The organism is Clostridium sp. K04, from assembly GCF_019734375.1.
Classification (GTDB): domain Bacteria; phylum Bacillota; class Clostridia; order Clostridiales; family Clostridiaceae; genus Clostridium; species Clostridium saudiense.
The window spans coordinates 47,100-59,910 of the sequence record NZ_JAASHD010000014.1; the positions used below are offsets into that span (position 1 = coordinate 47,100).

Annotated in this window: 12 protein-coding genes; 2 read left to right on the forward strand and 10 right to left on the reverse strand. The window is 27.0% G+C overall.

Translation table 11 applies throughout. From position 1 onward, the window contains the following. Positions 1-56: 56 nt before the first annotated feature. Positions 57-296 carry a hypothetical protein gene (locus HCG70_RS07670; RefSeq protein WP_055277760.1) on the reverse strand — a complete coding sequence of 80 codons (240 nt, stop codon included), beginning with the start codon at positions 294-296 and terminating at the stop codon, positions 57-59. A 118-nt stretch (positions 297-414) separates the two neighbouring features. Beyond that, positions 415-945 (reverse strand): 2'-5' RNA ligase family protein, encoded by a 531-nt coding sequence (locus HCG70_RS07675; protein ID WP_042402655.1) that lies wholly within the window; start codon positions 943-945, stop codon positions 415-417. 178 nt (positions 946-1,123) lie between these two features. On the opposite strand from HCG70_RS07675, the gene HCG70_RS07680 reads away from it, so the two are divergent. After that, the gene (locus HCG70_RS07680; protein ID WP_042402658.1) at positions 1,124-1,723 is read left to right on the forward strand and encodes a hypothetical protein; all 600 of its coding nucleotides are present in this window, start codon (positions 1,124-1,126) and stop codon (positions 1,721-1,723) included. Between the two features lie 53 nt (positions 1,724-1,776). On the opposite strand, the gene hydF is transcribed toward HCG70_RS07680, so the two are convergent. The 6 genes from hydF to HCG70_RS07710 all read right to left on the reverse strand — a co-directional run bounded on the left by hydF (position 1,777) and on the right by HCG70_RS07710 (position 10,241). Beyond that, complete coding sequence (hydF, locus tag HCG70_RS07685) at positions 1,777-2,970, reverse strand: [FeFe] hydrogenase H-cluster maturation GTPase HydF (protein WP_195948711.1); 1,194 nt, start codon at positions 2,968-2,970, stop codon at positions 1,777-1,779. A 9-nt stretch (positions 2,971-2,979) separates the two neighbouring features. Then, positions 2,980-4,356 carry a [FeFe] hydrogenase H-cluster radical SAM maturase HydG gene (gene hydG, locus HCG70_RS07690; RefSeq protein WP_221697659.1) on the reverse strand — a complete coding sequence of 459 codons (1,377 nt, stop codon included), beginning with the start codon at positions 4,354-4,356 and terminating at the stop codon, positions 2,980-2,982. 11 nt (positions 4,357-4,367) lie between these two features. Further along, positions 4,368-5,504 (reverse strand): [FeFe] hydrogenase H-cluster radical SAM maturase HydE, encoded by a 1,137-nt coding sequence (gene hydE, locus HCG70_RS07695; RefSeq protein ID WP_055277763.1) that lies wholly within the window; start codon positions 5,502-5,504, stop codon positions 4,368-4,370. Positions 5,505-5,512: 8 nt separating this feature from the next. Continuing rightward, positions 5,513-5,761 (reverse strand): TM1266 family iron-only hydrogenase system putative regulator, encoded by a 249-nt coding sequence (locus HCG70_RS07700; protein WP_042402670.1) that lies wholly within the window; start codon positions 5,759-5,761, stop codon positions 5,513-5,515. Positions 5,762-6,177: 416 nt separating this feature from the next. Beyond that, a complete protein-coding gene (gene metH / locus HCG70_RS07705) occupies positions 6,178-9,837 on the reverse strand; it encodes a methionine synthase (protein ID WP_221697660.1) in 3,660 nt (1,219 codons plus the stop codon). An 86-nt stretch (positions 9,838-9,923) separates the two neighbouring features. Then, complete coding sequence (locus tag HCG70_RS07710) at positions 9,924-10,241, reverse strand: nucleotide pyrophosphohydrolase (protein ID WP_221697661.1); 318 nt, start codon at positions 10,239-10,241, stop codon at positions 9,924-9,926. A gap of 208 nt (positions 10,242-10,449) precedes the next feature. Here HCG70_RS07710 and HCG70_RS17660 point away from each other — a divergent pair, with 208 nt between their 5' ends. Beyond that, a complete protein-coding gene (locus HCG70_RS17660) occupies positions 10,450-11,397 on the forward strand; it encodes a hypothetical protein (protein WP_311776464.1) in 948 nt (315 codons plus the stop codon). A 531-nt stretch (positions 11,398-11,928) separates the two neighbouring features. On the opposite strand, the gene HCG70_RS07720 is transcribed toward HCG70_RS17660, so the two are convergent. Both HCG70_RS07720 and HCG70_RS07725 read right to left on the reverse strand, forming a co-directional pair. After that, complete coding sequence (locus HCG70_RS07720; protein ID WP_042398338.1) at positions 11,929-12,129, reverse strand: hypothetical protein; 201 nt, start codon at positions 12,127-12,129, stop codon at positions 11,929-11,931. Between the two features lie 261 nt (positions 12,130-12,390). Next, positions 12,391-12,801 carry a C-GCAxxG-C-C family protein gene (locus HCG70_RS07725; protein WP_042398333.1) on the reverse strand — a complete coding sequence of 137 codons (411 nt, stop codon included), beginning with the start codon at positions 12,799-12,801 and terminating at the stop codon, positions 12,391-12,393. Positions 12,802-12,811: the final 10 nt, after the last annotated feature.

Below are 12,811 nucleotides of genomic sequence, written 5' to 3' on the forward strand. Positions count from 1 at the left end.
AAATTTATTAAATATTTAAATTGCTTTATTTAATTTTAGTATATAAATCAACATATTTAGTTCTTTTTATTTACTTTGCTCATTTTATTTAAAGCAGTAATAACTAATGCTGATATAATTACAATCCAAATAAAAAAATTACTAGCACCTAAGAAATTATTTCTTTCTTTCATATAAGTAAGAAAAGCTGAAATCTCAGCTTCTGAAAATATCAAATTTGTTTTAAAAATAATAGTATAAATAAGCATTATTATAATACCAGCTATTAAAGTTTTTATAATTAATAATCTTTTCATCATTTCCCCCAAACAGAATTTTTTCTTATATTAATGTATGTATACAAAAGTATTTATATGTTTAGGATATTAAAAACACATATAACACTATCCTGGTTATATGTGTTTTATAAATTATTTAATTTTCTAATTTGTATTCTCTGTGTAGAACCCAAGTATTATTTTGCCATTTATAGATACAAATATTATCAAACATACAATCAAAACAACAGGGAATCGTATTTACATAATCCCATAATTGCTTATATATTTTTTGTATTTTTTTTGAGCTTAAAGTAACATGAAAAATTTTATCTTTACCTTCATTATTTTTAAAATTTATATATGAAATAGTACTAAGTTTATCTATAAGTTCATCATGTACTTTTTTTGCTTCTTTGGACATATTTACATCCATATATATTACTCTATCATCAAAATGATTATATCCATCTATTTTATAAGGTGTAGCTTTTTCTTTTTTACTTATTTCTTCTATACAATTTTCTAAATCAGTTATATTTTCGTTATATTCAAATGGTGCTTTTATTGTAAAATGTGCAGGTAATTTAGAAGATTTAGCTTTATATTTACTAAAGATATCTTTTCTTAAATTATTATTAAAATCTCCTGCAGGACCTTTTACAATGCTTACAATTACATATCTCATCACTCTATTTCCTTTCTAATTTATTTTTAATATTTATTTTATGTTTTCATCTGTATTTTGTTTTTATTTTATTCTCATTTACGAGTATATTATATAAGAGTCTTGTGCTTATAAGAGAAATAATTTTTAATATATTTTCATATAAATCAATAAAAGAGTATAATATGGAGGAGCTATTATGCCAAATTTAACAACTCATATTAATTTTATAAAGTACCTAACAAATAAAAAATATAATAATTATGATTTAAATTATTTAGTTCTGGGCAGTATTGCTCCAGATTATTATTTTATTTTTAATAATGAAAAAAAAGGTTGCCTTTCTCATTTTGAAGAAACAATTAATGATGAATCTAATTTAGATATATTTAATTCTAAAATACTTAAATTAAACGTAAATCACTTCGAAAAATCATATATTGTTGGGTATTACTCTCACCTTTGGTTAGACAATTATTTTTATAATAATTGCGATAAATTCACTATAATAAATAATAATTTTAGTACTACTTTATTAAGAAAATTTCTTAAAGAAAATATTAAAATATATGATTTAAAATCAACAAGGGAGCTTATTAATTCTATTTCAATATCTCCTAACAATAGTGATTTTAATGATATATTACCTATTAGCTTAAATAAATCAATTCATCTTTTAAATGATCTTAAGTTTAAAAGTTTAATTAGTCCACTTGAATTATCATGCCCAACTGTTATTGAAAATAGTAGTTATAATAAATTTTTATTAGAAGCCGCTAATAGCTTTTATCTTCCTTAAAAAGAATACCAAAAATAAATAAGGCTGCCTTAAAAAGACAACCTTATTTTACACTAATTGTTTTCAAATATTTCTAAGCTTCTATCTAAAATTCCATTTAAGTAAGCTAATACAACTCCATAATTTGTAATGGCTACTTTTTCTTTATTACAAATCTCAATTCTATTAACTATAGTTTTTCTATTAATCATACATCCACCACAGTGAATTATTAAATCATATTTATTAATATCTTCTGGAAAATCATGACCAACTTTGAATTCATAATTAAGTTTAGTACCAACATATTTATTAAGAAGCTTTGGAATTTTAATTCTACCTATATCCTCGTGAGATACATTGTGGGTACAGCTTTCACAAATTAGAATTTTAGAATCTTTATTTAAATCATTTATTTTTCTAGCTCCAGCAACAAATGATTTTAAATCTCCCTTATGATTAGCAAAAAGTATTGAAAAACCTGTTAATTTTATATTTTTAGGAACTATTTCACTTACTTTTTTAAATGCCTGAGAATCAGTTACTACCAAATCAACATCCTGTATATCTTCTAAAGCTGAAGCTAATTCTGTATCTCTAACTACATATGTTTTAATTCCATTATCTAAACAATCTCTAATACATTGAACCTGTGGAAGAATAATTCTCCCCTTTGGTGCTTCTGAATCTATTGGAACTACTAATATGACCTTTCCTCCATATGGAACTAAATTACCTATTATAGGCATTTCATTTTCACTATCTTGTAGCTTTGCTACTAATTCATTTTTAAGTTCATCAATACCTTCTTTACTATAAGTAGATACAAACTTTGCTTCTTTATATTTACTTTTTAATTCATCAAGCTTTGATTTTTCGGTATCTTCTATTTTGTTAATAATCAACATATAAGGCATGTTATATTTTTTAAATTCTAACTTTATTTCTTCATAATCACTATCATCTATATTATTAACGTCCATCAAATATAAAGCAAAATCAGTTCTTTTCATCATTTCCTTAGTTTTTTTTATTCTTAGTTTACCAACTTCACTTTTATCATCAAGACCAGCTGTATCTATAAATAAAACTGGCCCTATTGATATTAACTCCATTGCTTTAAATACAGGATCTGTTGTTGTTCCTGCTATTTTTGATACAATTGCAATTTCTTGTCCACAAATACTATTTATTAAAGATGATTTACCTGCATTTGTCTTACCGAATATAGCTACGTGTTTTCTATTAGCATTTGGTGTACTATTCATACTTTCCTCCTAAATATAAATATCTCTTTTACCTTCCTTCAATTTTACTATTCCTTCAATGACAAACTTTCTTATTGCTTCATTATTGATTTTAATTATTTCTTCATTCACCAATTTTTCAGCTTTTTCACAGGTTTCTTTATCACCATAATCTAATGAATATTCCATTAAAGTCATTAACGCATTTGGTTCACACATATTTTGAATTTCTCCACTTTTAGCTAACCCCATAAAAGTTTCACCAGTTCTACCTTTTCTATAGCATGCTGTACAATAGCTTGGAATATATCCTTCATCTAATAACCAATTTAATACTTCTAATGGTGTTCTTTCATCTGAAGTCTTAAATTGTTCAATGCTTTTTCCTTCTTCCCTTTGCTTATATCCACCTACTCCTGTTGAAGATCCAGAGCTAACTTGAGTTACTCCAAATTTAAGAGCATCTCTTCTCATTTCCTCCTCTTCTCTAGTAGACATGATTATTCCTGTAAATGGTACTGCAATTCTTATAATTGCTACTACCTTTTTAAACATTTCATCACTTAAAAGATGTGGAAAATTCTCTAAAGTAACACCTTCAGCTTGCCTTATTCTTGGAACTGAAATTGTATGGAATCCAACTCCGAATTTTTTTTCAAGATGTTCATTGTGCATCATTAATGATAAAACTTCAAATTTAGGATCAGCTAATCCAAATAAAACTCCCCCACCAACATCTTCAATTCCACCTTCCATTGCTCTATCAAAAGCATTTAAATGATATTCGTAACTTGACTTTAATGAATGTGGATGCATAATTTCGTATGTTGGTTTATGATATGTTTCTTGAAATAATATATAAGTTCCTATATTAGCTTCTTTAAGTTTTTTATAATTTTCAACTGTTGTTGCTGCAATATTTACATTAACTCTTCTAATATTTCCATTTTCATTTTGAGTTTTATAAATAGTATCAAGACTTTCTAAAACATATTCAATTGGAGCATTTACAGGGTCTTCTCCAAGCTCTAATGCTAATCTTTTATGTCCCATTTTTTCTAATATTTTAACTTCTTCTATTATTTCATCTTGTGTAAGCTTTCTTCTTTTAAAAGTATTGCACTTTTTATATCCACAATAAACACAATTATTAACACAAAAATCACTAATATAAAGTGGTGCAAATAAAACTACTCTTTTTCCATAAATGGACTTTTTAATTTCACCAGCAACTTTAAACATTTCATTTAATAATTCTTTATCTTCTAATTGTAATAATACGGCAATATCCCTATGAGAAATTCCATTTTTTTCTCTTGCTTTATTTAAAATTTTTAAAACATCGTCCCTAGTAGCATTTTTACCATCTTCTAATAATCTACAGACTTCTTCATGATTAATATACATAATCTATTCTCCTACCCTTTTTTTACTAAACTTATATTATCTAAATTTTCTTTAATAATTTTTTCTATTTTAATATTTTTATTTATATTATTAATTTCCTCTTCTGATAATACTAAGCTGTCACCTCTACTAATATTTAATTTGAAACCTGCTTTATTAATTCTTTTTTCTATACAAGCTCTACATTCTGCTGCTTCATCACCAGTACATATTTTTCCATCATACAATAAATACTTTTCCCTAACATTTGTAGGTGAAAGATTTGGCATTACAACATTTCCACCTGCTTTTAATCCTTTTTCTCTACCAAGAGGATCTATACTACCAAGCGCTGTTGTTGCTGGCAATAAAACTTTAGGTAACATTAACCTAACTAAGGCTAACATCGTAATAGTTTTTTCTAATGTTCCACAGTTTTCATTATAAAGAGGTGTATCTTTATGGGGGATAAATGGACCTATTCCGCACATATGTGGATTTAATTCTTTTAAATATAACAAATCATTAACTAAATCATTATTTGTTTGCTTTGGAAGTCCTACCATAAATCCAGCCCCTATTTGATAACCAATTTTCTTTAAATTTTCAAGACACTTTCTTCTATTTTCAAAGCTAGAATTTGGATGTAAAGATTCATATAATTCTTTACTTGCTGTTTCATGTCTTAATAAATATCTGTCTGCACCTGCTTTAAACATCCTTTCATATGATTCATATGAACGTTCACCTAAAGATAAAGTAATTGCATTATATGGATATTTTCCTTTTATCTTTTTAATTATTTCAACCATTATTTCATCAGTAAAATATGGATCTTCCCCACCTTGAAGTACAAATGTCTTATATCCTAATTTGTCTCCAAGTTCAGCACATTCTAATATTTGCTCAATACTAAGCCTATATCTATCTGCTTTATTATTTGATTTCCTAATACCACAGTATTTACAATCTCTAATACAGTAATTTGTAAATTCTATAAGACCTCTAATATAAACATTATTACCATAATTATTTAAAGCTATTTCATGAGACTTTTCTATTAAATACTCTTTATCTTTTTTTGTTAAATTATCTAGTAAATAATTAAGTTCTTCTCTAGTTGCAGTACTTGTATTATATAGCTTGTTTATAATTTCTATAACACTCATACCTTTTATTAAATCTCCCTTTTAGCAATTGCTGTTTTCACTACAACACCCTGTATATTTCCAAGCTTCCCAGTTAAACTATTTATTTCTTCTAATGTTCCTGTTACAGTAATGCTTATAACTGATATTCCTTCTTCAAATGGTATTCCCATTCTTCCTTTTATACTTCCTCTAAAGCTAGAAACTACATTATTGAATCTTTCTTGACATTCTTTCGGTTCTTCTAATATTGCACTTATTACAGCTATTTTTTTCAAAATTCTCATCCCCTTATTTATCTAATAAAAAAAAGCTAGCTTCTAATAAAAGAAAGCTAGCTAAATAAAATATATAAACTTATAGAGGCACTTATATATTTTTAACAAAACTATTAATTACTCTCTTTTAGATTAGATTTAACTTTTCTATCAGATTGAAATATATCCTATATTTGTAAATTAAATTATGATTAAATCATATTCCTATTTGTAATTAATGTCAATAATATTATTTTTTTTACTTAAACTAAAAATATTTATTTTATTCTTTTTGCTATTTCCTTCAAATATATATTATCTGTACCACAACAGCCACCAAAAATCTAAAAGTTAAACTCTTCTTCTAATCTAATAATACTATTAGCAAGATAAATAAACTGAGGGAAATTATCTCCCCTCAGTTTATTAAATGTACTTTACTTATAGCTTAATATATTAGGTAATGATTTTTCTAACTCTTCTAATGTGCATCCACATCTTTTTGCATAATCTTCTGCTTGATCTTTATCTATATAGTTTGAGTTAAAATATCTAGAATCTTCTGAAGCAAAATATAATCCACAAACAGATGATACAGGATCCATCATATAACTTTCAGTAAGTTTAACCCCAGTTACTTTTTCACCATCTAAAATATTAAATAATTTTTTCATTTGGCTTTGATCAATAAGTGACGGATAGCCAAATGCAGGTCTTATTCCTCTATAACTTGCCTTAAATATTTCTTTCATAGATAAGTTTTCGTCTGGATCATACCCCCAATAAATTTTCCTAATGTCTTCATGAAGCTTTTCAGCAAATGCTTCTGCCAATCTATCACAAACAAGCTTTAACATAATTGCGTTATAAGAATCACCTTCATCTTCAAGTTTTTTAGCATAAGCATCTGCTCCTAATCCTGTTGTTACAATAAATCCACCTAAGTAATCTTCCTTACCACTTTCTTTTGGTGCAACGAAATCTGAAAGGCATAAGTACTCACCATTGCTTTTTTCTCTTTGTTCTCTAAGTAAATTGAATATAGTTGTTTGTGATTTATCTTTAGTATAAACCTCAATATTATCTCCATTAGAATTAGCTTCAAAAATTCCAAAAACACCTTTAATATCAATAATATTATTTTCTTCAATAAAGTCTAACATTTTGTTAGCATCATCAAAAATCTTTTTAGCTTCTTTTCCATAAACTGAATCTTCTAATATATCTGGATATAACTTTTTCATTTCCCATGCTATAAAGAAGAATGTCCAATCAATATATGGTCTTAAATCAGATACTGAATAATCCTTAACTTCTTTTATTCCTATAAAGTTTGGCTTTGAAATTTCTCTATTAACCCAGTCAATCTTAAAACTATTTTCTTTTGCTTTCTCTAAAGAAATCATCTTATTTTCATGACTATTATAATTTTTTCTTACTTCTTCATATTCATCTTTAATAGCCTTAATATATTCATTTTTATTAGTTCCTAATAAATTCTTTGATATTTCAACTGTTTTAGAAGCATCATATCCATAAATAACTGCTCCACTATAATTAGGATCAATTTTAAGAGCTGTATGAGCTTTTGAAGTAGTAGCTCCACCAATAATTAAAGGAATATTCATTTTTCTCTTTTCCATTTCAATAGCCACATGGCACATTTCATCTAAAGATGGTGTTATTAGTCCACTTAATCCAATTATATCAACATTTTCTTTAATAGCTTTATCTAGTATTTCTTCACACAGAACCATTACTCCCAAATCTATTATTTCAAAGTTATTACAAGCAAGAACTACACCTACAATGTTTTTACCTATATCATGAACATCACCTTTTACAGTTGCTAAAAGAATTTTTCCAGCACTTGATGTTTCACCTTGCTTTTTTTCTTTTTCTATATATGGAAGTAAATATGATACAGCCTTTTTCATAACACGTGCTGATTTTACAACTTGTGGTAAGAACATTTTTCCATCACCAAATAATTTTCCTACTCTAGTCATTCCATCCATTAAAGGCCCTTCAATTATACTTAAAGGCTTAGGATATTCTTTAATAGCTTGCCCTAAGTCTTCCTCTAAATATTCTGTTATACCCTTAACCAAAGCATAACTTAATCTATCATTTAAACTATTTTCTCTCCATAAATTTTTATTTGTATTATTAACAACATTGCCTGTTTTATAATCTTCAGCTTTATCTAATAATCTTTCTGCTGCATCCTTGTGTTTATTTAAGACAACATCTTCAACTAATCTTAATAAATCCTTTGGTATATCGTCATAAATTTGAATCATTCCTGGATTTACAATTCCCATATCCATTCCAGCCTCAATTGCATGATATAAAAATACAGAATGCATAGCTTCTCTTATTGTGTTATTTCCTCTAAATGAGAAAGATAAATTTGATACTCCACCTGAAACTTTTGCATATGGTAAATTTTCTTTAATCCATTTGGTTGCATTAATATAATCAACTGCATAATTATCATGATTCTCAATACCAGTTGCTATAGCTAAAATATTAGGATCAAAAATTATATCTTCTGGTGGGAAATTTAATTTATTTACTAATAAATCATAAGCCCTTTTGCAAATGGATATTTTTCTTTCATAAGTATCAGCCTGTCCATTTTCATCAAATGCCATTACTACAACTGCAGCACCAAAGTCCTTAACAACCTTAGCATGATTTAAAAATTCTTGCTCACCATTTTTTAATGAAATTGAATTTACTATTGGTTTACCTTGAATACTTCTAAGACCGGCTTCAACAACTTCCCATCTTGAAGAATCAATCATTATAGGTCTTGAAGCTATATCTGGTTCTGAAGCTATAAGTCTTAAGAAATATTCCATTTCCTTAGCACTATCTAATAAACCATCATCAAAATTTACATCAATTATTTGAGCTCCATTTTCTACTTGCTCCTTTGCAATAGATAAAGCTTCTTCGTATTTCTTTTCCCTTATAAGTCTTGCAAATTTTGCAGAACCTGCAACATTAGTTCTTTCACCTATATTTATAAAGTTATTTTCTTTATTACTTCTTACAATTTCAAGTCCACAATAAATACTTTCTTTTTTTATATTAGGAATGGTTCTTGGCTCTACACCTTCAACTACTTCTGCAATTGCTTTAATATGTTCTGCTGTAGTTCCACAACATCCCCCTACTATATTAACCTTTTTTTCACTTGCTAATTCTTTAATATATTTAGCTGTTATGCTTGGAATTTCATCATACTCCCCTAAAACATTAGGTAATCCAGCATTAGGATAACATGATATATATAAATCCTGTGTATCAGCTAATTCTTTAATAAAAGGTATCAAATCTGCACCACCAAAAGAACAGTTTAATCCTATAGAAATTACATTTTCATTTCTAACTGATTGAGCAAAAGCTTCTAATTTTTGCCCTGCTAATGTTCTTCCTGATTTGTCTGTTAATGTACCTGAAATCATTATTGGTAAAGTAAATCCTTTTAATTTATATACATTGTTTGCCGCAACTATTGCTGCTCTACAGTTTAATGTATCAAAAACAGTTTCTATTAATAAACAATCTACTCCACCATCTACTAATGCCCCTATTTGCTCACTATAAGAATCAACTAAATCATCAAATGTTATATTTCTATAACCTGGATTTTCAACATCTGGTGATAATGACGCTGTTTTATTCGTTGGTCCAATAGAACCTGCAACAAATCTTGGCTTATCAGGATTCATTGCTGTAAATTCATCTGCAACTTCTCTTGCTATTTTAGCTGAATGATAATTTAAATCATAAACTAAATGTGCTAAATCGTAATCTTCTTGAGAAATACTTGTTGAATTAAATGAGTTTGTTTCAATTATATCTGAACCTGCCTCTAAGAAGCTTCTGTGTATTTCTTTTATTACTTCTGGTTTTGTTATAGATAATATATCATTATTACCTTTTTGATCTTTATGAAAATCCTTTAGTAAATCCCCTCTAAAGTCCTTTTCATTTAAATTATAATTTTGTATACTTGTTCCCATAGCTCCATCAAGAACTACTATTTTCTTTTTTAAAATTTCAATTAAATTGCCCCTATTCATTTGCTTTCCTGCCTTTACTTCTAAATGTTTTAGAATAATTATACAATTTTTTAGCATTATTTACAATATAATATAAATGCTTACTATTATAACTCTGTATATTTTTTACTATTACCTTTTGCTTTCTCTACTGGATACTTCTTTTCATTTTTATCCATTTTCTTATTTATTATCTCTGAGATATCCAGATTTAAAGCATCTGCCATATGTATGCAATATACCATAACATCAGCTAATTCTTCCTCCACATTTTGTTTATTATAATTTTCATTATTCCATAAAAATTCTTCTAATAGTTCTCCTGCCTCTATAGAAATTGCCTTTGATAAATTTGAAGGTGAGTGAAATTGATCCCAGTCCCTGTCCTTTCTAAACTTTCTTATTCTATTAATTGTTTCTTCCATACGTACTTATACTCCTTTATGTTTTTATATAGTTTATCATAGTTTATTCTAAATTAACTACTTTTAACTTTCTATACTTATAATATTATTCTTTAGGATATTAATAAATTTATAAGTACCATATTAATATGATAAAGAATAAATTAATATATGTAAAAATTTATCTATTTATAGTAGTTAAAATCATATTAATTATTTAGGAGATCTAATGAATAGTAATCATTATATAAGTAAAAATATTAAATACTGTTGTACAGCATACAAAGTAATTTACCAATATTGTTATCAGTGTCCATATTATGAATATTGTCCATATATATTTCCTAGCCTACCAATTTTAATAGGAATAACAGGTGTTACCGGTCCAACTGGTAACATAGGGTCTACTGGATTAACTGGACCTACTGGCTCTACTGGTGATACAGGACCTATTGGCTTGACTGGACCTACTGGTCCCACTGGCAACACTGGACCTATTGGCTTAACTGGTCCTACTGGTCCCACTGGCAATATTGGACCTATTGGTTTAACCGGTCCTACTGGTCCCACTGGCAATATTGGACCTATTGGCTTAACTGGTCCTACTGGTCCTACTGGTAATATTGGACCTATTGGTTTAACCGGTCCTACTGGTCTCACTGGCAACACTGGCAACACTGGACCTACTGGTTCTACTGGAAATACTGGACCTATTGGCTTAACTGGACCTACTGGCCCTACTGGTCCTTATCTAAATTCATATGATGTATATACTATATATAATATTAATCTAAAATCTCAAGATGATATTAGTTTTTTTAAAAGAATAAATATTGGTGGACTTACTAGTTTATCTGATAATGACAGTACAATTATAAATCTTACTGAAGGATATGTTTATTTTATAAGCTATATTGTCTCAGCAAATGTAGGTGCAAATAGTTATTTTCAAATAGCTCCTTATATAGATAATATATTTGAATTTTCATATGATACTACAGCTACTTCCAATTCAGCAAGTAACGGTAATGCTACTGTATCCAGTGGGTTCATTGTTCAAGCCAAAAAAGAAGACACATCATTAACAATGCCTTTTTATTTAAAATTTACAACTAATAGTACTAATATTGGTGAAGTAACAGGCTCAGTTTCAATTTTTCCTTTTGCAATACTTTAAAATATATTAATTCAAATAATTCTACTTCTATTATTAATACTAATAAATATATCAGCATAAATAATATTGAAAATTTATATTATTTATGCTGATTCATCTCTTTATACTTACCATTTTTTAATAATTTTATTAATCTAAATACCTAGTTTATCTCTTTATTATCTTATGTCATAAATACTTCTAACTTTTAACCCCTTAGGTTCTCCTTTAATAATTTTCACCTTATGAATATTACTAACTTGTTCATATCATCCCTTCTCCCCCTAGATTGGATATAATAAAAATTAAAGTTTAGAATTTAAAGATCTGTAAAAGTATTTTTGTGCCATCCATTTATTTACATATAATATATTTTATCATTCTTTTTATTTATTAAGAATAGAAAAATTAATTAAATTGAATTTCTATATAATATCATTGTAATAATTATTATCTTTAAAACTAAAAAAAGAATAGGCATTGCCTACTCCTCTTCTAATTAAATTTAAAAAGATAACCTTTTCTTATACATTTATAAGAATGCTAATAATTTTAAGCTTTATGCTTAATTTTAAACTTTTTTATAGTTGAAAAAATAGTTGCACATATAATTCCTAAAACTCCTCCAAGTGCAAAGAATAATAATATATTTTCTGCTATCGCACCAATAATAATTCCAATTCCAACACCACCAGCTAATCCTTTAGTTAAATATTCATAATCTTTTTCTGATAAAATTAATTTCTTCCACAACTCTTTTACACCTCATAATATATTGCCAAATTTTCTCTTATACTAATTAGACTTATACATTATAAAAAAAGTTCTCTATTATTTATATTTTCACATATTTATTTTCTCCAACTATAATAATATTGAATAACATTATTATATGAAAATTTTATATTATTGCTACTATAAATATATTTTATCTAAATATACTAATACACCTAGCTTAACAAAATCAAACTAGGTGTATTATAAGAAGTAATTATATTTTTTATTTTATAAACATTAATTATTTTTTTCATCAATTAATTCTTCAAGAATTTCAGCTGCATCTTCTACACAACCCCTACATGAACGTAGTACATTTCCTGTGCCTATTCCTTTTAACTCTTTGCATACTACAGATGAATTTTTTTCCTTAAATCTTTTTTCTATTTCATTTAATAACTTTACATCATCCCTTATTGGCTCAGCAGGATTATCTGGATTTACATTTCCTTTTAAATAATTAACTATAACGTATGCTCCCATTACAGCTCCACATACTTTATAAGCTCCTCCACTATATCTTCTAACCATATCTTTCATGGTAGATTCATCAACATCTACAAGATCACAAAAAGCACATGCTACTGCCTGTGAACATGTATATCTATTTTTGTGTAATTCAATTGCTTTTTCTTTCCTTAAGCCCATTTTAAATCCT